This window comes from Rhodoferax lithotrophicus, from assembly GCF_019973615.1.
Taxonomy (GTDB): Bacteria; Pseudomonadota; Gammaproteobacteria; order Burkholderiales; family Burkholderiaceae_C; genus Rhodoferax; species Rhodoferax lithotrophicus.
The window spans coordinates 2,890,709-2,913,302 of sequence record NZ_AP024238.1 but is presented as its reverse complement, the minus strand read 5'-3'; the positions used below and the strand labels follow the sequence as shown (position 1 = coordinate 2,913,302).

Annotated in this window: 24 protein-coding genes and 1 riboswitch; of the genes, 15 read left to right on the top strand and 9 right to left on the bottom strand. The window is 55.5% G+C overall.

Features of this window, described 5'->3' with window-relative positions:
* Window positions 1–3 precede the first annotated feature (3 nt).
* Window positions 4–108, bottom strand: a riboswitch (glycine riboswitch).
* 164 nt (window positions 109–272) lie between these two features.
* Window positions 273–1,964, bottom strand: a complete 1,692-nt coding sequence (locus LDN84_RS13455) for an electron transfer flavoprotein-ubiquinone oxidoreductase (RefSeq protein WP_223903965.1) — start codon at window positions 1,962–1,964, stop codon at window positions 273–275.
* Window positions 1,965–2,163: 199 nt separating this feature from the next.
* On the opposite strand from LDN84_RS13455, the gene LDN84_RS13450 reads away from it, so the two are divergent.
* From LDN84_RS13450 to LDN84_RS13440, 3 genes are all read left to right on the top strand, one after another.
* Window positions 2,164–2,946, top strand: a complete 783-nt coding sequence (locus tag LDN84_RS13450; protein ID WP_223903964.1) for an SDR family oxidoreductase — start codon at window positions 2,164–2,166, stop codon at window positions 2,944–2,946.
* Between the two features lie 96 nt (window positions 2,947–3,042).
* On the top strand, window positions 3,043–3,627 hold the full coding sequence (locus LDN84_RS13445; protein WP_223903963.1) for a chorismate--pyruvate lyase family protein: 585 nt from the start codon (window positions 3,043–3,045) through the stop codon (window positions 3,625–3,627).
* A complete protein-coding gene (locus LDN84_RS13440; RefSeq protein WP_223903962.1) occupies window positions 3,624–4,043 on the top strand; it encodes an acyl-CoA thioesterase in 420 nt (139 codons plus the stop codon). Before LDN84_RS13445 ends, LDN84_RS13440 begins: the two co-directional genes overlap by 4 nt.
* On the opposite strand, the gene LDN84_RS13435 is transcribed toward LDN84_RS13440, so the two are convergent.
* Window positions 4,040–4,435 (bottom strand): DUF2934 domain-containing protein, encoded by a 396-nt coding sequence (locus tag LDN84_RS13435; protein ID WP_223903961.1) that lies wholly within the window; start codon window positions 4,433–4,435, stop codon window positions 4,040–4,042. The genes LDN84_RS13440 and LDN84_RS13435 overlap by 4 nt on opposite strands.
* Window positions 4,436–4,536: 101 nt before the next feature.
* A complete protein-coding gene (locus LDN84_RS13430; protein WP_223903960.1) occupies window positions 4,537–5,091 on the bottom strand; it encodes a PAS and helix-turn-helix domain-containing protein in 555 nt (184 codons plus the stop codon).
* Window positions 5,092–5,192: 101 nt separating this feature from the next.
* On the opposite strand from LDN84_RS13430, the gene LDN84_RS13425 reads away from it, so the two are divergent.
* The gene (locus LDN84_RS13425; RefSeq protein ID WP_223903959.1) at window positions 5,193–5,900 is read left to right on the top strand and encodes a CoA transferase subunit A; all 708 of its coding nucleotides are present in this window, start codon (window positions 5,193–5,195) and stop codon (window positions 5,898–5,900) included.
* A gap of 2 nt (window positions 5,901–5,902) precedes the next feature.
* Window positions 5,903–6,541: a 3-oxoacid CoA-transferase subunit B gene (locus tag LDN84_RS13420; RefSeq protein WP_223903958.1), complete on the top strand. Its 639-nt coding sequence runs from the start codon at window positions 5,903–5,905 to the stop codon at window positions 6,539–6,541.
* 13 nt (window positions 6,542–6,554) lie between these two features.
* On the opposite strand, the gene LDN84_RS13415 is transcribed toward LDN84_RS13420, so the two are convergent.
* A complete protein-coding gene (locus tag LDN84_RS13415; protein WP_223903957.1) occupies window positions 6,555–7,979 on the bottom strand; it encodes an MATE family efflux transporter in 1,425 nt (474 codons plus the stop codon).
* A gap of 116 nt (window positions 7,980–8,095) precedes the next feature.
* Between LDN84_RS13415 and LDN84_RS13410 the strand changes: the two genes are divergently transcribed.
* From LDN84_RS13410 to LDN84_RS13390, 5 genes are all read left to right on the top strand, one after another.
* Entirely contained in the window at window positions 8,096–8,725 is a 630-nt protein-coding gene (locus LDN84_RS13410; RefSeq protein ID WP_223903956.1) for a nitroreductase family protein, read from the top strand.
* 36 nt (window positions 8,726–8,761) lie between these two features.
* Window positions 8,762–10,171, top strand: coding sequence for a DUF3422 family protein (locus tag LDN84_RS13405; RefSeq protein WP_223903955.1), 1,410 nt, complete (start codon window positions 8,762–8,764; stop codon window positions 10,169–10,171).
* Window positions 10,172–10,261: 90 nt separating this feature from the next.
* Window positions 10,262–10,732, top strand: coding sequence for a PaaI family thioesterase (locus tag LDN84_RS13400; RefSeq protein WP_223903954.1), 471 nt, complete (start codon window positions 10,262–10,264; stop codon window positions 10,730–10,732).
* A gap of 47 nt (window positions 10,733–10,779) precedes the next feature.
* The gene (gene glgC, locus LDN84_RS13395; RefSeq protein WP_223903953.1) at window positions 10,780–12,090 is read left to right on the top strand and encodes a glucose-1-phosphate adenylyltransferase; all 1,311 of its coding nucleotides are present in this window, start codon (window positions 10,780–10,782) and stop codon (window positions 12,088–12,090) included.
* 94 nt (window positions 12,091–12,184) lie between these two features.
* Window positions 12,185–12,775, top strand: a complete 591-nt coding sequence (locus LDN84_RS13390; protein ID WP_223903952.1) for a Tll0287-like domain-containing protein — start codon at window positions 12,185–12,187, stop codon at window positions 12,773–12,775.
* A 149-nt stretch (window positions 12,776–12,924) separates the two neighbouring features.
* Here LDN84_RS13390 and LDN84_RS13385 read toward each other — a convergent pair whose 3' ends face one another.
* On the bottom strand, window positions 12,925–13,857 hold the full coding sequence (locus LDN84_RS13385; RefSeq protein ID WP_223903951.1) for a LysR family transcriptional regulator: 933 nt from the start codon (window positions 13,855–13,857) through the stop codon (window positions 12,925–12,927).
* A 209-nt stretch (window positions 13,858–14,066) separates the two neighbouring features.
* Here LDN84_RS13385 and LDN84_RS13380 point away from each other — a divergent pair, with 209 nt between their 5' ends.
* From LDN84_RS13380 to LDN84_RS13370, 3 genes are all read left to right on the top strand, one after another.
* Window positions 14,067–15,095, top strand: coding sequence for a YeiH family putative sulfate export transporter (locus LDN84_RS13380; protein WP_223912992.1), 1,029 nt, complete (start codon window positions 14,067–14,069; stop codon window positions 15,093–15,095).
* A gap of 53 nt (window positions 15,096–15,148) precedes the next feature.
* A complete protein-coding gene (locus LDN84_RS13375; protein ID WP_223903950.1) occupies window positions 15,149–15,748 on the top strand; it encodes a class I SAM-dependent methyltransferase in 600 nt (199 codons plus the stop codon).
* Between the two features lie 76 nt (window positions 15,749–15,824).
* The gene (locus LDN84_RS13370; protein ID WP_223903949.1) at window positions 15,825–16,205 is read left to right on the top strand and encodes a rhodanese-like domain-containing protein; all 381 of its coding nucleotides are present in this window, start codon (window positions 15,825–15,827) and stop codon (window positions 16,203–16,205) included.
* A 12-nt stretch (window positions 16,206–16,217) separates the two neighbouring features.
* Here LDN84_RS13370 and LDN84_RS13365 read toward each other — a convergent pair whose 3' ends face one another.
* Genes LDN84_RS13365 through LDN84_RS13350 form a run of 4 tightly spaced genes read right to left on the bottom strand, consistent with a single transcriptional unit; the run spans window position 16,218 to window position 20,048 of the window.
* Window positions 16,218–16,952 (bottom strand): ABC transporter ATP-binding protein, encoded by a 735-nt coding sequence (locus LDN84_RS13365; protein ID WP_223903948.1) that lies wholly within the window; start codon window positions 16,950–16,952, stop codon window positions 16,218–16,220.
* On the bottom strand, window positions 16,949–18,142 hold the full coding sequence (locus tag LDN84_RS13360; RefSeq protein WP_223903947.1) for an ABC transporter permease: 1,194 nt from the start codon (window positions 18,140–18,142) through the stop codon (window positions 16,949–16,951). The genes LDN84_RS13365 and LDN84_RS13360 overlap by 4 nt, the downstream gene beginning before the upstream one ends.
* A complete protein-coding gene (locus LDN84_RS13355; RefSeq protein ID WP_223903946.1) occupies window positions 18,139–19,341 on the bottom strand; it encodes an efflux RND transporter periplasmic adaptor subunit in 1,203 nt (400 codons plus the stop codon). Before LDN84_RS13355 ends, LDN84_RS13360 begins: the two co-directional genes overlap by 4 nt.
* Before the next feature lie 17 nt (window positions 19,342–19,358).
* Window positions 19,359–20,048 (bottom strand): TetR/AcrR family transcriptional regulator, encoded by a 690-nt coding sequence (locus tag LDN84_RS13350; RefSeq protein WP_223903945.1) that lies wholly within the window; start codon window positions 20,046–20,048, stop codon window positions 19,359–19,361.
* Between the two features lie 300 nt (window positions 20,049–20,348).
* On the opposite strand from LDN84_RS13350, the gene LDN84_RS13345 reads away from it, so the two are divergent.
* Window positions 20,349–21,953: a tetrathionate reductase family octaheme c-type cytochrome gene (locus tag LDN84_RS13345; RefSeq protein WP_223903944.1), complete on the top strand. Its 1,605-nt coding sequence runs from the start codon at window positions 20,349–20,351 to the stop codon at window positions 21,951–21,953.
* A gap of 10 nt (window positions 21,954–21,963) precedes the next feature.
* Complete coding sequence (locus tag LDN84_RS13340; protein WP_223903943.1) at window positions 21,964–22,584, top strand: cytochrome b/b6 domain-containing protein; 621 nt, start codon at window positions 21,964–21,966, stop codon at window positions 22,582–22,584.
* Window positions 22,585–22,594: the final 10 nt, after the last annotated feature.

Below are 22,594 nucleotides of genomic sequence, written 5' to 3'. Positions count from 1 at the left end.
GCAAGGCGTGTGTCAGTCCTTTTGCCTGAGCGTTCATCGCCAGCAAAGCTGGCTCCTGCGCCTTCGGCGGCACGGCTTGCAAGCGGTGCTCTCTCCTGAACGAGTGGATTCTAGCTGCAGCTTGTGAGGCCGAAATGCCGGAATCATGACTGATTAAGCATATTGAGAGTCATTTTTTGCTCGAGCCAGCTCTTCATCGTTGAGCAGATATCACTCTGTGTGGTGCCGCCGGGCTTCACCAGAAATTCAACGCCATAGGAGTCCGCACTGGCTTACATCGCCGAATAATTAGGCCCCCCGCCGCCCTCAGGCGTGACCCAGACGATGTTCTGCGTCGGGTCCTTGATGTCACAAGTTTTGCAATGCACACAGTTGGCGGCATTGATCTGCAGTCGATCTGTGCCGTTGTCATTCTTCACAAACTCATACACCCCGGCCGGGCAGTAACGTGCCTCCGGGCCCGCAAACTTGGCCAGGTTGATGTTGACAGGTACTGACGCATCCCTCAAAGTCAAATGCGCAGGCTGGTTCTCTTCATGCGCGGCACTGCTGATGAACACGCTGGAGAGGCGGTCAAAGGTCAGCTTGCCATCGGGTTTGGGGTAATCAATCGGTTTGCATTCTGCGGCGGGCTTCAGGTACGCATGGTCAGGCTTGTCACGGCGAATGGTCCAGGGCATGTTGCCTTTCAGGCCAAACTGCTCCAGGCCATTCATCAAGGTGCCCACGCGCAGGCCATGTTTGAACCAGGCCTTGAAGTTGCGTGATTTGTTCAGCTCGGTATAGAGCCAGCTGGCTTCGAACGCTTCTGGGTAAGCGCTCAACTCATCCTGTGCCCGTCCGGCTGTCACCGCTGCATAAGCCGCTTCTGCACACAACATGCCGGACTTGATCGCCGCATGGCTGCCCTTGATGCGGCTCACATTCAGAAAGCCCGCATCACAGCCCACCAGTGCCCCACCGGGGAACACGGTTTTGGGCAGGGACATCAAGCCCCCGGCGGTGATGGCGCGTGCGCCGTAGGCAATCCGTTTGCCAGTCACTTCACCCTTCTCGTTTTCCAGGTACCAGCGGATGTTCGGGTGGGTCTTCCAGCGTTGGAATTCCTCAAACGGGCTGAGGTACGGGTTGGTGTAATTCAAACCGGTGATGAAGCCCATGGCAATCTTGTTGTCTTCCATGTGGTACAGGAAAGAGCCGCCATAGGTGGCGTTGTCCATGGGCCAGCCGGCCGTGTGCAGCACCAGACCGGGTTGGTGGCGTGAGGGTTCAGCCTCCCACAGCTCCTTGATGCCGATGCCGTAGCTTTGGGGGTCACAACCCTCGTCGAGATTAAATTTGGCAATCACTTGTTTGCCCAGGTGGCCGCGTGAGCCTTCGGCAAACACGGTGTATTTGCCCAGCAGCTCCATGCCAATCTGGAAGTTGGGGCCGGGTTCACCTGACTTTTCCACGCCCATGTTGCCGGTGGCGACCCCTTTGACGGCACCGGTTTCGGTGTACAGCACTTCAGCGGCGGCAAAGCCGGGGAAGATTTCCACACCCAGGTTTTCCGCTTGCTGGGCCAGCCAGCGGGTAAGTGCCCCCAGGCTGATGATGTAGTTGCCGTGGTTCTGGCTGCATGCGGGCAGGAACATGTTGGGGGTGCGGTAGCCCGTGGTCTCGCTCAGGAACATCATGGCCTCATCGGTCACCGGCTGGTTCAGTGGTGCACCGTCAGCTTTCCAGTTGGGCAGGAGTTCGGTGAGGGATTGCGGGTCAAGCACCGCACCGGAGAGGATGTGGGCTCCTGGCTCGGAGCCTTTTTCCAGCACCACGACCGAGATCTCCTGGCCTTTTTCAGCAGCCAGTTGTTTCAGGCGAATGGCGGTGGACAAGCCAGCCGGGCCACCCCCGACCACGACCACGTCGTAGTCCATGGATTCACGTGGGCCGTATTGGGTCAGAATTTCTTGCGGGGTCATGGGGTTCCTCACTGAATGAACATCACGGCAGAGACCAAAGCATGGAAACAGAAGGCTTTGTTCTACCGTCAACTGATTAAACTCAAGCCAAGGTGAAGTTGTCTTGAACTGAAAGTGAATTGTCTTCGACAAATCCAGATTTTAGGTAATAGATTCACCATAATAGAACGATCGTTCTATTCATTTTGGAGAGATAGCCATGTCTTACAACATTGATTTGTCAGGTCGGGTGGCCTTTATTACGGGGGCTTCCGGTGGATTGGGGGCACAGTTTGCTCGCACCTTGTCCAGTGCGGGGGCTGCAGTGGTGCTGGCCAGTCGCCGGGTTGAAAAACTCAAAGAATTGCGTGCCCAAATTGATGGCGAGGGCGGCGATGCCCATGTGCTTGAATTGGACGTGATGGATCAAGCCTCTATCCGATCTGCCGTAGCGCATGCAGAGACTGAGGTTGGTTCTATCGATATTCTGGTGAATAACTCAGGGGTCAGTACCACCCAGCGTATTCAGGATGTCAGCAGCGGTGATTTTGATTTCGTATTCGATACCAACGTCAAAGGTGCATTTTTTGTGGCTCAGGAGGTAGGTAAGCGCATGCTGGCACGCTCCCAGGGGGCTGCTCCTGGAAGTTTCACGGGTGGGCGCATCATCAATGTGGCCAGTATGGCTGGTCTCAAAGTGTTACCCAAAATTGGTATTTATTGCATGAGCAAGGCGGCAGTGATTCAAATGACTAAAGCCATGGCTTTGGAGTGGGGCAAGTTTGGCATCAATGTGAATGCAATCTGTCCGGGCTACATTGACACCGAAATTAACCATGCACATTGGCAAACCGATCAAGGGCAAAAACTTGTCCAAATGCTGCCACGTAAACGCGTTGGACATCCACAAGACTTGGATGCATTGTTGGTAATGTTATGTTCGGATCAGAGCCATTTCATCAATGGAGCTGTGATTTCTGCCGACGATGGATTCGGGGTCTAATGTTGTAACTCGGACTGCGACGGTTTTCAGACCAATGATAGGAATGTTCGATCTGAACATGTATGGTTTTCGGGTTTCCCGCAAGGTGCGTCAGGCATGAGATGGCTGAATTTTTCTTCAGTACGCGGTACTTTGCGATGCTGGTTGCAAGCTTCTGGCTCTCTTAGTGCGCGGTTGGCGTTCACTGGAGATGTGTTCAGTGTTCAGGTGTTGTCGCAAGGTCGTCAACCGCTGTCTGCAGATGAGGCCCAAGGTCTTGGTTTGAGAGCTATGCGTGTGGGATATGCGCGCGAGGTGTTGTTGTGTGTGGATGGTAAACCGATGGTGTTTGCCCGCAGTGTGACAACGTTCCTCGATTCTGTTGGTCCTTGGCGATCAGTTCGTGGATTGGGTAGCCGTCCATTGGCAGATGTGTTGTTCAACCGAATTGGTATTTCACGTCAACCGCTGGAGTTCAAAATTTTGCACCGACAAGGGATGGTGCAACGTAAAGTGGTGCAACACTGGCAAAAAGCAACTGGCATTTCTCAGAGGTCGCGAGCATTACCTGCCCGTCGATCCGTGTTTACACGTCATGGCGCAGCACTGCTGGTGATGGAGGTTTTTGCAGCGAACACCTCTGACTGGCATTGCCCGAGCGGTTTCTCGATGAAAACCTCAAAACGAAGGAGTCGCTCATGAAATTTGAATTACCCGAGCAAAAAAAACTGGTTTATGAGCTGGTCATTCCCATTCGCTGGGGTGACATGGATGCCATGGGGCACGTTAATAACACCACCTATTTCCGATACCTGGAAAGCTGCCGCGTGGACTGGATGCACGCTGCAGGGTGCATGCCTAATCCCTTGGGTCAAGGACCGGTGATCGTGAATGCATTTTGTAATTTTTACAAGCAGCTTGAATATCCAGGTGATGTGCTGGTCAAGATGTTTACCAGTGACCCGGGCAGGACTACCTTTGAAACGTGGGCCACCATGGAAATGGTGGATCAGCCTGGTGTGATCTATGCCGCAGGCGGAGCCACTACCATTTGGGTAGATTTCCCGAAACAAAAGGCGATCAACTTGCCCGACTGGATGCGCGCAATAGTCAGTTAATTAAATTGACCACTTGCAATCAGGCGATCAACTTCCAGTTCTGCCGCAATCCAATCCTCAGCAGGATTCCCTGGAGCAAAACCTCGACGCTCGGCAATATAGAAAGCGGCCACTTCCACATAGTGTTTTCGTTGTTCCGGACTCAGTGATGGTTTTGTCTTGTCTTGGACTGTTGGGGTTGTGCCGGTTTTGGGTTTTGCTTCAGATTTTGTCTTTGTGGATGGTTTTTTGACCGTTTTGCTTGGCTCTGCAACCACAGCAGGTACTTTTTCGATCACCTCAGAAACGTTTGATTTTTTGGTGACCGTTTTCTTCACTGCCACGGTTTTAGCAGCAGGTGGTGTCGCCACTGCGGCAGGCTTGGATGTACTGGTTTTTTTGGTTGTGACCATGGTGTGTGCTCCTTGTGAACGGATTAAAGAACTTTGGATTGTGCGACAAGTTGCACAATCCATTTTTGACTTGCGTCATGTTCCTGACGCGATGGAGCACATCATCCGGCCATCAGTCTGTGAACCAGGTCGCCAGTGTTGGAGGCTTTGTATTTTTTCATCAATTTGGCGCGGTAAATTTCAACTGTGCGATGGCTGATATTGAGCAGGCGACCAATTTCTTTGCTTGTCAGGCCATTCATTAATTGTGTAGCCACTTCACGCTCACGGGCCGTAAGTTCTGCTTTGACCGGGCGGTTGGCACTGAGGTCTTCAAAAGTCCAGATACCTGCCTCGTGTGGTGTTGCCTGGTTCAAAGCCCGGCCGGTGACATGGCACCAAAAGGTTTCGCCTTTGAAGCGGCCATCCAGCCGCTTCATGATGCGGTCATCTGCATAGGTGCCATGCCGGTTTAACAGGGGGGCAATACGTTCACCTGTGCGTTCAAATTCACTGACGCTGGGGTAAAGAACCTGAAAAGATTGGCCGATGAGTTGCTCCGGGCTTGCGCCAAACATGTCGCACAGGTGGCGATTGCAATCGACCATGGTGCGATTGCGCGATAAGGCAAGCCCGATGGGTGCCATCTCAAAAGCCAGTCGGTAGTTAATGTCCATGCGGTGTTTTTTGTGATCTTAGGGTTTGCCCTTTAAGAAAAACTACGTATCCTATTACGTAGTATCGTTCGACTGTTATTTATTTCCAAGGAGATTTCTCAGTGAACAAAATTTACCTTTCAGCAGCGGATGCGTTGCACGGTATCGTCAAAGATGGCCAATTGTTGGCTGTTGGCGGTTTCGGTCTTTGCGGCATTCCAGAGGCTTTAATTGATGCTTTGCGTGACACAGGAGTGAAAGACCTTACCGTGATCAGCAACAATGCCGGTGTCGATGGTTTTGGTCTGGGTAAGCTCCTGGAAACACGCCAGATCAGCAAAATGATCTCAAGTTATGTGGGCGAAAACAAAGAGTTTGAGCGCCAATACCTGGCTGGTGAATTGCAGCTTGAATTTACCCCGCAAGGCACACTGGCTGAAAAATTGCGGGCTGGTGGCGCAGGCATTCCCGCGTTTTACGTGCGCACTGGTGTGGGCACACTGGTGGCCGAAGGTAAAGAAAACCGGGTGTTTGATGGTCACGTCTATATTTTGGAGCATGCATTGGTGCCCGAGGTGTCGTTGGTCAAAGCCTGGAAGGCTGACAAGAGCGGTAATTTGCTGTTTCGTCGTACTGCGCGTAACTTCAACCCGGCCGTAGCCATGGCAGGCAAGATCACCGTGGTGGAAGTTGAAGAAATCGTTGAAACGGGTACCTTCGATCCCGACAGTGTGCACTTGCCCGGCATTTATGTGAATCGCATCGTGCTCAATGCCACGCCTGAAAAGCGCATTGAGAAAAAAACTATCACCCCAAAAGCAGGAGCTTGATCATGGCTTGGACACACGACGAAATGGCCGCTTTGGCTGCCAAAGAATTACAAGATGGTTTTTATGTCAATCTGGGCATCGGCTTGCCCACATTGGTTGCCAACTTTGTACCCGATGATATGGAAGTCTGGCTGCAAAGCGAAAACGGCATGCTTGGCATTGGCCCGTTTCCGACCGAAGATGAAGTGGATGCTGATTTGATCAATGCTGGCAAACAAACCGTGACCACCATTGCCGGCTCCAGCATTTTTGGCAGTCACGACAGTTTTGCCATGATTCGCGGCGGCAAAATCAACCTGAGCATTTTGGGTGCCATGCAGGTCAGCGAAACCGGTGATCTGGCGAACTGGATGATTCCAGGCAAGATGGTCAAGGGCATGGGTGGTGCCATGGATCTGGTGGGCGGTGTCAAAAGCGTCGTGGTGCTGATGGAACATGTGGCCAAAAAGAAAGATGGAACGATCGATCTGAAGATTTTGCCCAGTTGTACGCTACCTTTAACAGGTGTTGGTGTGGTGGATCGCATCATTACTGATTTGGCCGTCATGGACATCACGCCGCATGGCATCAAAGTGGTGGTGCTTGCGCCAGGGGTGACCATGGAAGAGTTGCAGTCCAAAACGGGTGTGCCCTTGCACTGAAATGGCTTGTTGATCACCTATGGGCAGAACGGGTGGCAGGCAAGTGACTGCGTGCCACCTTTCTGAGTAGTGTGACCAGTCCAAGTGCTGCCACCGTCAGCCCCACAATCAGCGAGATCCAGAAGCCCTGTGCAGCCATGGGCTGAGCAGGCTTCCAGGGCATCCACTCGGGTGCCAATCCCAGTGTGATACCCAGTGGCAAAGCGCAAACCCAAAAAGCGGTCATATGAATAATCATGGGTGCGCGGGTGACCTTGTATCCTCGGATGGCGCAGCTGGTGATGACCTGGGTGGCATCCGAGAGTTGAAACAGTGCTGCCAGTAAAAGTATCTGGGCGGTCAGTGTTATTACCGCCTGGTCTGTGGTGTATGCGCCAGCAATGTCATGCCTGTACAGTGCCATGAGCGTAGCGGACATGATGGCGAGGCCCAGGCCCAGGCCGACACCGACCCAAGCTTGGTAACGCGCCAGCACCGGGTTTCCTGCCCCCAATGAATGACCCACCCGGGTCAGCAGCGCCAGCCCCAAACTCAGCGGTACCATGAACACCAGTGAAGAGAAATTCAGCGCAATCTGATGCGCCGCCATCTGGGTGCTGCCAAACTTGGCGATCAGCAAGGCAACCAGACTAAAAGCACTGGTCTCGGCAAAATACGTTACCCCAATGGGCAGGCCCAATTTCAGCAAATTCCGGATGCTTTCCCATTGTGGTGCTTCACCATGCGCAAAAGGCCAGGTAGCCTGAAAAGCGCTTGAGCGACGCATCCACCAGATCAGTGCCAGCAGGTTAAACATCACCGTCGCCAGCGTGGCCCAGGCACAACCCACGCCACCAAGACGGGGAAAGCCTGCATGCCCAAACACCAGCAACCAGTTCACCATGATGTTGATTCCCAGTGACAGCAGTGAAATCACCATCAGTGGTTTGGTCTGGTTCAGGCTGGTGCTGTAGCCGTACAACACACGGTAACAGGCAAACATGGGTAGCGCCAAACTGGTGACCCGTACAAAATTTTTGGCAATGTCATGGACATGTGGCTCCAGTTGCATTTGCTCAAACAACAGCACGGCCAGATTGGCCAGCAGGGTGCCGATAAATCCAACCATCAAGGCCTGCCACAACGCCTGCCGCACCATGTGGGGCACTACATGAAATTCTTTGGCTCCTACGTGGTGTGCCACGATGGGATTGATAGCCATCATGATGCCCATGATGGTGAGCATCAACATGTTCCAAATGGAGACACCCAGTGACACGCCCGCCAGATCCTGCGCCGAAGCATGTCCGGCCATGGCGACATCCACCACGGCCATGCCCACGTAGGCCAGTTGCCCAACCAGAATCGGCCAGGCCAGTTGCCACAGACCGGTTATCTCAGTCCCAAGCCGGGAGCGGGCAGCAGGGTAATGGAAAAGATGTGAAAGTGGGCGTAGCAAAATTCAACCATGTTGTCGGGGGGCGATAGTGTCTCACTGATTGGGTACCAGGTTATGGCTTGTTATGGTGCGTTCAGAATCAGGCACACTTGGCAACTTTCACCACGGAGCTTGCGATGGATGTCACACCGGGTATTGATTTCGCGGAATTTGCCAAAGCGTTGATTCATTCGCGTCAGCATGTGGCACCACGCCGATTGGTCGAGCCCGGCCCAAGCAAGGTGCAAATGCAGGACATTCTGTCGGCAGCGGCAGCGGCCCCCGACCATGGCCAACTCCTGCCTTGGCGTTTTGTGCAGGTTCCGGTTGATAAACGCGATTTGCTGGCTGAGGTGTTTGGTCAGGCCTTGCAAGACCGTGATCCCCATGCAACACCGGAGCAAATTGACAATGCCCGCGACAAGGCCTTTCGCTCGCCATTTTTGATGTTGGCCATTGCCCGCCTGGTGGGCAGTACACCGCAGCAGGATGCTCGGCGTCAGGAAGCGGGTGAACTTGCCGTAGGTGATGCGGAGCGCTTGGTGTCTTTAGGGTGTGCTATCCAAAACTTGTTGCTGGTGGCACATGCCTTGGGTTTCGGCTCGGGTCTGACCAGTGGCCAGGCTCTGTTGTCGCCCCGGTTACGTGCCTTGTTTCAGTTGCAAACTTTCGAGCAAGCGGTGTGTTGCATCAACATTGGAACAGTGTCCAAAGCCAAGCCTGCACGTCTACGCCCTAATGTGGCGGAATTTGTCACCAGCTTGTGAGGTTTTATGCGGTTGAATGAGTGCAAAATTACATGCATGCATATTGCCTCCGCCCCAGTTTTACCTGCATCCGCATCGACGTGGCTTCCCCCCGATGATGCACTTCGCTCTGAACTGCACAATGAGGTGCACGCGCGCCCTTCAGCGCGCATTCGTCTGCCTGCCCTGATTGTGTATGTGGCTGTACTCAATGAGGGGGTGAGCCGCCAAGCCGAATGTGAGCACTTGCGCCAGTTGCCAGGTCAGGCAGATTTGACGCTGGAGCGAATGCAAGGCAACTTTGTGCGCCTGCGCCTGGACGGTTTGACCGTCAAGTGGGAGCGCCACACCGAATTTACCCGCTACTCCATCATCCAGCCACTGCCCGAGTATGCTGGTTTGGGTGCAAGTGAGCCTGATTTGCTGGGTTGCCTGGCCTTGCCGCAATACTGGTTTGCTCAGATACCTGGACGCACTGTGGCAGCGATTCAACTGGCCATGGTGAATGCACCACTGGATGAGGCCACCACCTTGATGGCGCAAGCTGTGGCCTGGCTGGGTGGGCGTACAGTGGTGGCCTCCCTCATGGGCAGCAACCCAAGCCAATTGGCCGGGCCACTCGCTGAACCACCCAACCGGCATGGGTATGGTCACCCCATGGGGCATTCCTGGGCGCTGACACAGTTCCGGCTGCAAGCAGATGGATTTGAACGCATGCTGGTGATTGCGCCAGAGGGTACCAGCCAAACCCGTGCCGGGCGTATTGCAGCACGTTTGCTGGAGTTGGAAACCTACCGGCTGATGGCGTTGCGCGGACTACCCGTGGCCAAGGCGCTGGGGCCGATGCTGGCGCAATCCGAAGCAGCTCTGGTGCGTATCACGGCGCAGTTGGAGAACAAATCGGCCTCTGACCAGGAACTGCTGGACACCCTGGTTGCATTGGCGGCAGGTGTGGAGCGCGCCACTGCTGAAAACAATTACCGCTTTGCGGCCACCCAGGCCTACCACACACTGGTGAGACAACGTATTGCCGAGCTGCGCGAAAAAGCCATTCCGGGTACCCAGACCATCGGTGAATTCATGCAGCGGCGCTTGTCTCCGGCGATGGCCACCGTCGCCGCCACCGGGCAGCGCCTGGCATCCTTGTCGGAACGGGTCGCGCGAACCAGCGACTTGCTGCGTACTCGGGTGGACATTGCCACAGAGATGCAAAACCAGCAATTGCTGGAAAAGCTGACACATGGCCAAGAGACGCAGTTGCGCTTGCAAAGTACGGTGGAAGGCTTGTCGATAGCGGCGATTTCTTACTATGTGATCAGTCTGCTGTTGTACGGCGGCAAGGCACTCAAAGCGCTGGGTGTGCCGATGAATCCCGAAATGGCGGCTGGTGCTTTGGTTCCGGTGGTGTTGTGGGCTGTGTGGCGCACCACCCAGCGTATTCATGCCAGGCTGCATACGGCGCACTGAGTGTTGATGAATTTATAAGAAATTAGCCTCTAGCGCTTATCAATAAAGCGTAAGTAGCTATTTAATTGATATCAATTTAAGGAGACAGACATGAAGGCATTTCAAGAGTATTACCCCGAAAACCTGGCACATTGTTATGGCTGCGGTGCCAAAAACGAACATGGTCATCGCATCAAAACCTTCTGGGATGGTGACGAAACGGTGACCCGTTTTACCCCTGAGCCATTTCATACTGCAGTTCCGGGCTTTACTTATGGTGGCCTGCTGGCCAGTCTGATTGACTGCCATGGCACCGGTACGGCAGCCGCCGCCATGTACCGGCAAGAGGGCAGGGCCATGGACACGCTGCCTGCATTTCGGTTTGTTACCGGCTCATTACATGTGGACTATTTAAAGCCAACCCCGATTTCTGAAACGCTGGAGATTCGTGGCCGAATCAAGGAAATCAAAGGTCGCAAAGTGGTGGTGGAGGCCACTGTCTATGCCGCGGGAGTGGCCACTGCCCGGGGTGAAATTGTGGCGATTCAGATGCCGGAAAATTTTGGTACACCCGTTAGCTGATCACTGCTGACTTCATGGACGTATAAGGATATTCAAGGAGGGACTTCATGAAAAATGATCAACAAGACCGTAGAGCAAGTCACCACACACAAGACTCGCGTTTTGTCAGCCAACTCACACGCAACACATTTGCCCTGATTCTGGCGGGTGGGCGTGGCAGCCGTTTGCATGAGCTGACCGACTTTCGGGCCAAACCCGCCGTGCCATTTGGCGGCAAATTCCGCATCATCGATTTCACGCTCTCCAATTGTGTCAATTCTGGTGTGCGCCGGGTTGGCGTGGCGACCCAGTACAAAGCACAAAGCCTGATCCGTCACCTGCAGTTGGGTTGGAGTTTTCTGGACGGAAGGCTGAATGAGTTTATTGAGATCATGCCCGCGCAGCAGCAATCTTCAGGGGAGCACTGGTACCAGGGGACGGCCGATGCGGTGTACCAAAATCTACGCGAAATTCGCCACGCCAGGCCTGAATACGTGCTGATTTTGTCGGGTGACCATATTTACCGGATGGATTATGGCCAGTTACTGGCTGCACACGTCGCTAAAAAGGCAGACCTGACGGTTGCTTGTATTGAGGTTCCCTTGAATGAGGCACGAGGTTTTGGTGTGATGTCGGTAGATGCCGAAAGCCGCGTCACGAATTTCACTGAAAAGCCGGTCGAACCACAACACATGCCTGGTGATCCTGACAAAGCCTTGGCCAGCATGGGTATTTATGTGTTCAACACCCGTTTTCTGTATGAACAACTGCTGCGTGACGCGGATGATCCTCAGTCCAGCCACGACTTTGGCAAAGACATCATTCCGCACTGCGTTAAACGCTACCGTACTTTTGCACAAAATTTTGCCGACAGTTGCGTGACAGAGCCTGGTAAACCGGCTTACTGGCGTGATGTGGGCACGCTGGATGCCTATTGGGCAGCCAACATGGACTTGGTGCAAGTGACCCCTGACCTGAATTTATATGAAGAAAACTGGCCTGTTTGGACTTGGCAGTCGCAAACACCACCGGCCAAATTTGTTTTTGACGACGACACCCGACGTGGCAATGCGATGGATTCCATGGTGGCTGGCGGGTGTATTGTGAGCGGTGCAACGGTACGTCGGTCCATGCTGTTCAGTGGGGTTCGTGTGCATAGCCACTCAAGCATTGAAGATTCCATCATGCTCCCGAATGTGGAGGTTGGCCGTCACTGTGTCCTGAAAAAATGTATTGTGGACAAAAATTCCAGAATACCCGAAGGCACGGTGATTGGTGTTGACCCAGCTGAAGACAAAAAACGCTATCGGGTGACAGATTCGGGAATTACCCTCGTGACCAAGGAGATGTTGGGTCAAGCCGTGCCGGGGATTCGCTGAGCATCCTGAGCACCCCACGCATGTGACTTGAGTCACAGACAGTGCCCGTTGTCTTCTGGCCCAATTCACCTTTTGCTTTTACAAAAGGTTTTTCATGAATTCCAGGCTTTTTCAGGTTGGTCAAATGGGTTTGACCGTTTTGGGTGTGGCTTTAGGGTTGAGCTTGCCAGTGTTCGCGCAAGACGATGCTCAACTGGCCGATGCCCGCAAAGTGGCGGGTGCGGTGCCGCCCAAATTGCTGGAAGCGCTCAATGCCCAAATCGCCAAGGAAGGCCCCGCCTCTGCGGTGACCGTGTGTCATGAAAAAGCCCCTCAAATGGCCAAAACCGCATCCGAACAAACCGGTTGGGCCATTCGCCGCGTCAGCCTGCGCAACCGCAATCCCAAGGCGTTGCCTGATACCTGGGAGCGCGCCGCACTTGAAGAATTTGACCGCCGTGCCGCCGCTGGTGAAAACCCTGCCACGCTGGAAAAATACGCCATGGTGGAAGACGCTGGCCGCAAGGAGTTTCGCTATATGAAGGCTTTACCCGTACAGCAGGTCTGCCTGGCCTGCCACGGTGCCCCCGACAGTCTGGCACCCGAGGTGTCCGAGCGCCTGCACACGCTGTACCCCGACGACAAGGCAGTTGGCTACGCCTTGGGCCAGATCCGCGGTGCCATGACGATTCGCAAGCTGCAGTAAACAAAGGAACGGTGCAGGCAGATCAGGGCGGTGTGGTGCGTATTTTTAATGCAAATGACCTTCTAGCCCTTTATTTTCCTGCATGAGCAGCTCTATTTTTAAGAGCTGGAGAAAGTATTTTGCTTGCAGGGTTTGGATGGGCTTGGTACTCAGGTAGATGCCGCTTGCAGTTGCATGGCCTGCCCCATGAACCGGCGCAGTGCGGGTGTGATCTGCTTGTCCTGATGCACCACAAAATAACACTGCCGGGTCATGGGGGGCAGTGGTGTACTGACCTGCTGCAAGCGTCCGGCCGCCAGGGCATCGTTCACCACCCATCTGGACAAACAGGCCAGACCAAGCCCTTCTGCGGCGGTTTGCTTGATCGCCTCAGAGCTTCCCAACACCAGACTGCGCCGGTAGGAGCGCAGATGTGGCAGCAGAAAGTGGTCCGTGGTTTCGCGGGTGCCCGAGCCCAGTTCACGCAGCAGCCACACGGCTTCACGCAAGGCATTCAGTGACAGGCCGCCCAGCTCTGCACCAGAAGGCGTGAATGTGTTCTGCGGGGCACACACCACAATCAATTCGTCTTGCAGCCAGGGTGTCATGGTGAGGGTGGGCTGGTGCGACGGGCCTTCGATCAGGCCGATGTCCAGGTCAAAGGTGGCCACGGCATCGCAGATGGCTTCGGTGTTGCCAATCACGATGTTGGACTGCCAGGCCTGACACGTGCTCTGCAAGGTGTCACCCAGAAACTGGCTCAGCAGTCTGGGTAATACATAGTTGCCAATGGTGGTACTGGCCCCCATCCGCAGGGTGGGCGCTTGTGCTGCGCCATCACGTGCCGTTTTTTCCATGCTGTTGGCGCTGTCGAGCATGGCCAGCGCTTGCGGCAACAGGGCTCGGCCGTTGTCGTTGAGCAGCAGGCGCTTGCCTACCCGGTCAAACAGCGGCTGGGATAGCAGTCGCTCCAGTTCGTTGATGGCAGCACTGGTAGCCGACTGTGACAGGGCTACTTCACCACTGGCGGCCATGGTGCTGCCACAGCGGGCGACTGCCACAAAAATTTGGAGTTGACGCAAGGTCAGATGCAAAACGGCCATGGGGAAAATTGATTTGATAATTATTAGATAGGTAGATATTACATAAACAAACTGTTTTACAGCTTGTTTGATGCGTCATAGAGTCACGGCCGTTGTATTCAAACGGTCAAAAAATGACACATTCCCAGTCTTTATCAACCAGCCTGACAGGCGCAGCCTTCTTTTTTGAACGAGCACGCGGGGCACTTTGGCGCAGCTTGCCTGGACTGATGCTCAGCGCTGTTTTGGCCGCTGGAGGTATGACGCTGGGCAGCCTGCGCTGGCTACAGCACTACGGCTTGAGTGCACTCACCCTGGCGATTCTGTTGGGCATGGTGTTGGGTAACACGGTGTACCCACGCGTGGCAGTGACGTGTGGGGCAGGTGTACAGGTTTCCAAACAAAACCTGCTGCGTCTGGGAATTGTGTTGTATGGCTTTCGCCTGACTTTGCAAGACATCGGGCGGGTGGGCATGGCAGGGGTGCTGATTGACACCCTGGTGCTGTGTTCGAGTTTTGGCCTGGCCTACCTGCTGGGCACCCGCTGGCTCAAGCTGGACCCGAAGACCACAATGCTCATTGGTGCCGGCAGTTCCATTTGTGGTGCGGCAGCGGTCATGGCCACCGAACCGGTGTTGTGTGCCCGCGCCGAGCAGGTCAGTGTGGCCGTGGCCACGGTGGTGGTGTTTGGCACGCTGTCGATCTTTCTGTACCCGGTGTTGTTTGAACTGAACCAGCATTGGCATGTGCTGGCTGATGGTGGCAACGGTTTTGGCATGTACATTGGTTCAACCGTTCACGAGGTGGCTCAGGTAGTGGCCGCCGCCCAGATGGTGGGAGCACAGGCGCAGGACACAGCGGTCATCACCAAAATGGTCCGTGTGATGATGCTGGCCCCGTTTCTGCTCATGCTGTCGGCCTGGGTGGCGCGAAATCGGGCCAAGAGACATCCAGACCAACATCACACCGGTGGCACCGCGGAAAAAAGCACCATCATCTTGCCGTGGTTTGCCTTGGCTTTTGTGGCGGTGGTGGCGTTTAATTCCCTGCACTGGTTGCCGACCTCTGTCATAGAGGCGGTGACCACCATCGACACCATGGCGCTGGCGATGGCCATGGCGGCTTTGGGGCTTGCCACACAGGTGTCAGCGGTGCGGCAGGCAGGCATCAAACCCCTGTTGCTGGCCTGGATATTGTTTGGCTGGCTGGTGGTGGGCGGGGCGCTGATCAACCGTTGTGTTGTTGATTGGGTATATTAGCGATCTTTGATGTATTGTCGCTTTTCTTGGGTCTCCACCCCAAGCTCCACACCATGAACTTCTGGGATCAACGATTTGCCGGGCCTGACTACAAATACGGCACTGAACCCAACACCTTTTTGCGTGAGCAGGCTACACGTCTGCCTCCGGCCAGCCAGGTACTGGTACCTGGCGACGGCGAGGGGCGCAACGGTGTCTGGCTGGCCCAGCAGGGGCATACCGTCACATCGGTCGACGCTTCAGCGGTTGGCTTGCAAAAGGCCCGCGATCTGGCCGCCAGCCGGGGTGTGGCCTTGCACACCGAGCTGGTGGACTTGGCCGACTGGGCGCCACAGGCCAGCAGCATGGACGCGGTGGTGTTGATCTACACCCACTTGCCCAGCACGTTTCGCCAGCAGGCACACCGCCGTTTGGCGCAAGGCCTGCAATCCGGTGGCTGGCTGATTCTGGAAGCCTTTCACCCGGCGCAACTATGTTTTGACACCGGTGGCCCCAAGGATGTCGACATGCTTTACGAGCCCGACCAACTGAGTGCAGATTTTGCAGGCTTGTGCACGCCGTTGCTGGCCTGGCACGGTGAGACCTCTTTGTCTGAAGGCAGTGGCCACCAGGGGCTGGCCCATGTGACTCGCTGGATAGGACAGAAAATTTGATAAAAATGGCCTCTAGCCCTTTATTTACTTGCGTAAGAAGCTATTTATTTTGTAGTAATCTAACCTGGAGAATCTGATGAAAACTGCCCATGACCTCGTCGCTGCTGCCAAATCCCGCGTGCAGGAAGTATCTGTAGACCAAGCCGAAGAAGCCATCCGTGATGCCGATGTGCTGGTGGATGTGCGCGAAGCCGACGAGTACGCGGTGGGTCACCTGCCCGGTGCGGTACACATCTCGCGCGGCATGCTTGAATTCAAGTTCAGCGCCAATCCGGCCCTGCAGTCGCGTGACCTGCACATCGTGCTGTATTGCAAGACCAGTGGCCGTGCCGCGCTGGCTGCGCTGGCCCTGCACGACATGGGTTATCTGAACGTCAAGTCCATCCTGGGTGGTTTTGATGCCTGGGCGGCGGCTGGCAAACCCGTGGCCAAACCCGAGACACCGTCGTTTGAGTAAGCGTCTGGAGCGCTAATCCAGTGCCCGGCCTTCACCCGCTTCCTCCACTGTCTGACCGTCCCGGATACGGTAGATGCGCTTGAAGGTCGGAATGATTTTCTCGTCATGGGTCACCACGATGATGGCCGCCTGAAACTGGCGCGCCATCTGGTTCAGGATACGCATCACGCCTAAAGCGCGTTCGCTGTCTAGTGGTGCAGTGGGTTCGTCGGCCAGAATCACCGGTGGGCGATTGGCCAGTGCGCGGGCAATCGACACCCGCTGCTGTTCTCCACCCGAGAGTCGGGACACTTCCGCCTTGGCGCGGTGTTGCACATCCAGCGCGGTCAGCAGCTCCAGTGCCCGTTCACGTGATTGGGCGTTGGTAACCCCGGCCAGCATCGGCAGCAGGGCCACGTTGTCGATCACGTCCAGAAATGGAATCAGGTAGGGTGCCTGGAAGATGAAGCCAATGCGGTCGCGTCGTAGCGCGCGCAGGTCGGTCACTTTCCAGGCATTGTCATAAATCACATCGTTACCCAGTGTCATGCGCCCGGATGTGGGCTCAATGATGGCCCCCAGGCATTTCAGCAGCGTGCTTTTGCCAGAGCCAGAAGGGCCGACCAAGCCAACCACCTCGCCCGGGGCCACCGCCATGTTGACATTCTTGAGCGCTTGTACCGCGCTGTCGCCTTTGCCGTAGACCTTGCGCAGGCCTTCGATGTGAATGCCACCAGCGGCAAGGTGTGGGGTTGTGATCGGCTTCATCCTATAGCCTCTGCGGGGTCAATCTGGAGTGCCATGCGTATGGACAGCAGGCTGGCCAGAGCGCAAATCAGTAGCGTGGCGAGCAGGCCCAAAGCGGCATCACGCGGCAGTAGCAGCACGTATTTGGGAAACACCGGTGCCCAGGCTGTGGCCACAATTTTGCCCACCGTGAAGCCGATCAGCCCCAGGCCCAGCGCCTGCTGCAAGATCATGCAGGCAATGGTGCGGTTGCGTGTGCCAATCAGCTTCAGCACCGCAATCTCGCGGATTTTGCCCAGTGTCATGGTGTAGATGATGAAGGCCACAATGGCCGCACTGACCACCGACAGAATGGCCAGAAACAGCCCAATTTGCCGGGCCGAATTGGCAATCAGCTTGGCCACCAGAATCTCTTGCATTTCTGGGCGGGTGAACACCTGCACATGTTTCCAGCGCCGCAATGGTTCTGCTACCCTCTCTGGTTGCCAGCCAGGTTGCAACTGCACCAGCACGGCGTTGACGTTGTGGCTGCTGGTTTGTAAACCCTGCACGGCTTCCAGCAGGCCGGGCACACCGGGGCGGTTGAAGGCCGGGTTGGCGGCGGTGCGGGTGCGGTCATTCTGAATGGCATCGTTATCTTTCAAAAACTGCGCTTCCTGCGCGTCTTTGAGCGGGATAAAGACCATCGGGTCACCCCCGGAGGACACCATGCGCTGCGTCAGTCCGACCACCGTGTAGTTGTGACGGCGCACCTGCATCTGTTCACCCAGCTGAAAGCCGGTCTTGATATCGGCCACGGCTTCGTAGTGGTTGCGGGTAAGCTGGCGGCCGGCTATCAGGTAAGCCGGTTCGCCGGGCTGGCCGGGTTCGATGCCAACCACCATCACCCGCACCTCGTCACCGTTGGTTTTTTGTACTTGCTGCGTCAGGTAAGTCACGTTGGCGGCCTGACCCACGCCGGGCATGCCGCGCACACTGCGCACCACGTCGTCCTTGATGCTGGAGGCCTCGGCATAGGGACCCTGGGTGTCTTTCTGCACCACCCACAAGTCGGCACCGCTGTTGCTCAGCAGGGCTTGCGCGTCGTCCACCATGCCACGGTATATGCCTGCCATGCTCAAGGTCACACCAATCAGCAGCCCCAATCCGAGGCCCGTCAGGGTAAATTTTCCCCAGCCGTGCAGGATGTCGCGCCCGGCCAGGCTGATCATGGCTTGCCCGCCAGGGTTGCGGCGGCCAGGGCTGTAACCACTTTGACGCGGGCACCGGGATTGAGCGCTTTTTCGCTGTAAACCACCACGCGGTCGTTGTTGTCCAGCCCTGTAAGCACCTGCACCAGTCCATCCAGGCTGCTGCTACCCAGTTGCACCGGGGTAAATTCCGGCTTGTCGCCGTTCAGTCTCCAGACCCCGGTTTGGCCCTGTTGGTGTTGAATGCTGGCGTTGGGCAATAGCAGGGCAGGGGTGGTGGTGGGCAGTTGCAGGGTGACTTCGGCCATTTCACCTACCGACACATTCACGGGCATCTGCATGAACGCCACTTGTGCAATGCGCTCTTCGGTCACGCTGTCGGCCAGCAGCTCCATGCGGGCCACTTGGCCGGGGTGGGGTGTTTGGGGTTGCGAGCGCAGCACGATCTGGCCCTTGAGCCCAGGGGCCAGTCCGGCAGAGCGGCCCTGATCCACCCGCAGTTTGACCCACAGGCTGCTAGGGTCGATCAGCCGTAGCACTGGCTGGCCCGCCACCACGGTGCTGCCCGCTTCGGCATCGCGGCTGGTGACCACGCCGTCAGCCGGGGCCAGCAGGCGCACGTTGCCGCGCTGCTGCACCAGACCGGCGCGTTCGGCTTTCAGACGGGTACGGTCTTGTTCCGCACCGCTCTGGTTGGCACGAGCGGCTTGCAGCGCGGCTTCGGCAGAGGCTTGCTCTTGCAGCCGGGCATCCAGCGCGCCAGGGCTGATGAAGTTTTGCCGGGCCAGATCCTGGTTGCGCTGGGTGTTGGCGGCGGCCAGCGCGTGCCGGGCGTTGGCATCCTGCACCTGAGCCTGGGCGCTGAGCTGGGTGCTGCCGGCCCGCGCCAGGGACGCATCCAGTGCGGCCAGACGCTGATCCAGATCCACCGGGTCCATCTCGGCCAGTAATTGCCCGGCTTTGACGACATCCCCCACGTCGACATTTACACGTAACACGCGGCCTGCCACCGTAGGGCCGACCATCCAGCTACGCCGCGCTTCCACTGTGCCAATGCCAAAAATGGCTGGGTTCAGGCTGCCCTGCGTCGCCTGTGCCACCGTGACCTTGATCGGGGCCAGAGGGCCTGTACGCAGGAAGACAAAAATCACCGTAACGATCAAGATCAAAGCTGCTGCAACCAAGGCCAAGCGGCGTAAAACGAGAGGGTTGGTTTTCATGAGAAGCACTTTCAAGATCAAAAAGAAGGACGTTTATCAAGCATCCCGTGCTCGAAGATGGCAAATACGCCAGATGCTTGCTGTGCCATAGCGGCCAAGTCGCCAGAGATCATGGCCTGCATCACCAGTCCCTGAATCGCACCAATAAACAGCACTACAGCGGCTTGCAAGTCAGCATCAGGAGCCACACGACGCTGTTGTACCGCTTGCTGCAAAAGCTGCATGATCAATTGGCGGTAACGTTGCATCAGGCTCTGCACACGCAATTTCAAAGCTGAGTCGCCGGGGCTTTGTAGCTCCTGAAAAATGATGCGTGGAACACCCGGATAGGTCATGACGAAGTCAACATGCGCCATAAAGACGGCTTTTAATGCAAGGAGCGCAGACAGGGGGGGCGTTTCCTCTGCGTGAGGCACCATCGCACAACGCCCATGTATTGCTTGGTGACTCGCATCTCCCTGCAGGGCAGCTGCCTGTAAACGCGTGATCAATGTGCTTGTGGCCCAGTCGATTACGGACAGCCAGATGGCTTCTTTGCTGGCAAAGTGCTTGAACACCGCTCCCTGACTGATGCCTATGGCCTCTGCAAGGTCACCCGTGGTGATTTCTGCCGGACTGTGTTTTGCCGCCAATTGCAAGGCGGCTTCGACCAGACTGGCTTGCCGGACTTCAGTACGTTGTTTGGGGTGCTGCAAGCTAGGATTCATATTAAGTAATTAATGAATTACTTTGATTATGACCTCATGAACACCAATCCACCAGGAAAAGTTGCCTGAACACCACATGGCCACACGGATTTGTGTCGTCTGTTGTCTCCTGAAAACAGATGCCACGCTTGCGTCTGCACCATCCACTATTTAATCGCTTAATTCTTAAATAAGAACATGCAGAATCATTGATTTAAATCAGTATTGAATCAACGCAGCGAATTAGTATTAACCCTGATAGCACTGCCAGTTCACCACTGAATCTGGGCAGGAGTGCTTACACAGAGCAAGGAGTTCATGATGCGAAGTCGGTATTGGTTGGTGGCTGCAGCAGCAGCACTTTTTTTTGTGACGGCGGCAATAGCAGCTACTGACACGGCCCCGATAAAGTTACCCAGAACAACCGCTGACCATAGCAAGTTCAAGGTTCTGGATCAAGACTTTGCCTCCGGTCCAGAGGTCACTAAAGCCTGCTTAACCTGTCATACCGAGGCTTCCAAACAAATTCACCAAACCCAGCACTGGAAATGGGAGTTTGTGAACCCAGACACCAAGCAGGTGCTGGGTAAAAAAAATGTGGTTAACAACTTCTGCACTTCAGTCAAATCGAACGAGGCAGCTTGCAACAGTTGTCACATTGGTTACGGCTGGAAAGATGACACGTTTGACTTCACTTCGCAAGAAAATGTGGATTGTTTGGCCTGCCATGACCATACGGGCAAGTACAAAAAACCATCCGGTTTTGCCGGTAACCCGGTCACCAAAGATACCGAGTTTCCAGCCGGATCGGGCAAGATCGTGCGTGGGATCAACCTGAAGGAAATTGCCCAGAAGGTCGGGCCTACTCAACGCAGTACTTGTGGTGCTTGTCACTTCAACGGCGGCGGTGGTGATGGTGTCAAGCATGGTGACTTGGATACGTCGCTTGAAGCGCCAGACAAAGCTCTGGATGTACATATGGCCGCCGACGGCAACAACTTCACTTGTGCCACCTGCCACAAGACCGATGGGCATCAAGTACCTGGCAGTCGGTATGCCCCTACCGCCAAAGACAAGGAGCCCGCTCATTTGCGCGGCAAGGTGGACACCCGCAACCCAGCTACCTGCCAATCGTGTCACGGGCAGGCCCCACACCCGGTGGCCCGCTTGAATGAACACACGGCCAAGATTGCTTGTCAGACTTGCCACATTCCAGCATTTGCACGTGGTGGTCAGCCCACCAAGATGTCATGGGACTGGTCAACTGCGGGCAAGCTCGACAAAGATGGCAAACCCATGACCGTCAAGAACGACGATGGTTACGACACCTACATGACGATCAAGGGCGACTTTGTCTGGAAAGAAAACGTGATCCCCGAATACGTCTGGTTCAACGGCACGGTCAAGTACACCTTGCAAAGCGACAAGATTGAAAAGGGTGACAAGCCGGTTCAGATCAACCGTTTTGAAGGCAGCGCCACCGATGGCAAGTCAATGATCTGGCCGATCAAGATGTTCCGTGGCAAACAGGTCTATGACTCTGTCAATAAACAACTGGTGATCACTCACCTGGCCGGCAATGACGACACTGCCTTCTGGAAGAACTTCAACTGGGACAAAGCGGTTGCCGCAGGCATGACCACCGCCAAGCTGCCGTTCTCTGGCAAGCTGGACTTCATTGAAACCGAAAGTGCTTGGCCGATCACCCACATGGTGGCACCCAAAGAGAAAGCCTTGGGTTGTGTGGATTGCCATGCCAATGCCGGTCGCCTGGAAAAAGTGGATGGCGTGTATATGCCGGGGCGTAGCCGTGACCACATGGCCGGTCTGGACAAAGTGGGCTGGACGGTGATCTTGCTCACCCTGCTGGGGGTGCTTGGCCACGGCTTGATTCGCATCGTCACCCACAAACGCAATCCCAAATAAGGAGAACATCATGGCACGCGTCTATCTGTTTAAAGGTTTTGAGCGCTTCTGGCACTGGAGCCAGGCTGCACTGATCATTTTCATGCTGCTGACTGGCTTTGAGGTGCATGGCACTTACAGCGTTTTCGGTTTTGAAAAAGCTGTCAATTTCCATACGCTTGCGGCATGGACATTGGTGGGGCTGTGGGTATTTGCGATCTTTTGGCATCTGACGACCGGCGAATGGCGGCAATACATTCCGACCACAAAAAAAATCATGGCTGTGGCCCAGTTTTACTCATCCGGCATTTTCAAAGGTGAGCCACATCCTTTCAAACCCACTCCCAGCCATAAGCACAACCCCATGCAGCTGTTGACCTACCTGGGTGTGCTCACCTTGCTGAGTCCGTTGATTTGGGTGACTGGCTGGCTCTACCTTTTTTATGCTGACTGGGCAGCCTGGGGTTTGAGTGGTTTGCAACTTCAATGGGTTGCGACCGGCCACACCATCGGCGCATTTTTGATGTTGGCATTTTTGATTTCGCACCTGTACCTGGCCACCACGGGTCACACGGTGACTGCGCATCTGAAATCCATGATTACGGGTTGGGAAGAAACCGAGGAAGACGAACCGGCAGGCAAGCGTGCTTGATGCCAAACAA

Coding starts and splice junctions, on each gene's coding strand:
- LDN84_RS13455 (WP_223903965.1), bottom strand. CDS start 1,964: ATGACCCCGCAAGAAATTCTGACCCAATACGGCCCACGTGAATCCATG.
- LDN84_RS13450 (WP_223903964.1), top strand. CDS start 2,164: ATGTCTTACAACATTGATTTGTCAGGTCGGGTGGCCTTTATTACGGGG.
- LDN84_RS13445 (WP_223903963.1), top strand. CDS start 3,043: ATGAGATGGCTGAATTTTTCTTCAGTACGCGGTACTTTGCGATGCTGG.
- LDN84_RS13440 (WP_223903962.1), top strand. CDS start 3,624: ATGAAATTTGAATTACCCGAGCAAAAAAAACTGGTTTATGAGCTGGTC.
- LDN84_RS13435 (WP_223903961.1), bottom strand. CDS start 4,435: ATGGTCACAACCAAAAAAACCAGTACATCCAAGCCTGCCGCAGTGGCG.
- LDN84_RS13430 (WP_223903960.1), bottom strand. CDS start 5,091: ATGGACATTAACTACCGACTGGCTTTTGAGATGGCACCCATCGGGCTT.
- LDN84_RS13420 (WP_223903958.1), top strand. CDS start 5,903: ATGGCTTGGACACACGACGAAATGGCCGCTTTGGCTGCCAAAGAATTA.
- LDN84_RS13410 (WP_223903956.1), top strand. CDS start 8,096: ATGGATGTCACACCGGGTATTGATTTCGCGGAATTTGCCAAAGCGTTG.
- LDN84_RS13405 (WP_223903955.1), top strand. CDS start 8,762: ATGCATATTGCCTCCGCCCCAGTTTTACCTGCATCCGCATCGACGTGG.
- LDN84_RS13400 (WP_223903954.1), top strand. CDS start 10,262: ATGAAGGCATTTCAAGAGTATTACCCCGAAAACCTGGCACATTGTTAT.
- glgC (WP_223903953.1), top strand. CDS start 10,780: ATGAAAAATGATCAACAAGACCGTAGAGCAAGTCACCACACACAAGAC.
- LDN84_RS13390 (WP_223903952.1), top strand. CDS start 12,185: ATGAATTCCAGGCTTTTTCAGGTTGGTCAAATGGGTTTGACCGTTTTG.
- LDN84_RS13385 (WP_223903951.1), bottom strand. CDS start 13,857: ATGGCCGTTTTGCATCTGACCTTGCGTCAACTCCAAATTTTTGTGGCA.
- LDN84_RS13380 (WP_223912992.1), top strand. CDS start 14,067: ATGCTCAGCGCTGTTTTGGCCGCTGGAGGTATGACGCTGGGCAGCCTG.
- LDN84_RS13375 (WP_223903950.1), top strand. CDS start 15,149: ATGAACTTCTGGGATCAACGATTTGCCGGGCCTGACTACAAATACGGC.
- LDN84_RS13370 (WP_223903949.1), top strand. CDS start 15,825: ATGAAAACTGCCCATGACCTCGTCGCTGCTGCCAAATCCCGCGTGCAG.
- LDN84_RS13365 (WP_223903948.1), bottom strand. CDS start 16,952: ATGAAGCCGATCACAACCCCACACCTTGCCGCTGGTGGCATTCACATC.
- LDN84_RS13360 (WP_223903947.1), bottom strand. CDS start 18,142: ATGATCAGCCTGGCCGGGCGCGACATCCTGCACGGCTGGGGAAAATTT.
- LDN84_RS13355 (WP_223903946.1), bottom strand. CDS start 19,341: ATGAAAACCAACCCTCTCGTTTTACGCCGCTTGGCCTTGGTTGCAGCA.
- LDN84_RS13350 (WP_223903945.1), bottom strand. CDS start 20,048: ATGAATCCTAGCTTGCAGCACCCCAAACAACGTACTGAAGTCCGGCAA.
- LDN84_RS13345 (WP_223903944.1), top strand. CDS start 20,349: ATGCGAAGTCGGTATTGGTTGGTGGCTGCAGCAGCAGCACTTTTTTTT.
- LDN84_RS13340 (WP_223903943.1), top strand. CDS start 21,964: ATGGCACGCGTCTATCTGTTTAAAGGTTTTGAGCGCTTCTGGCACTGG.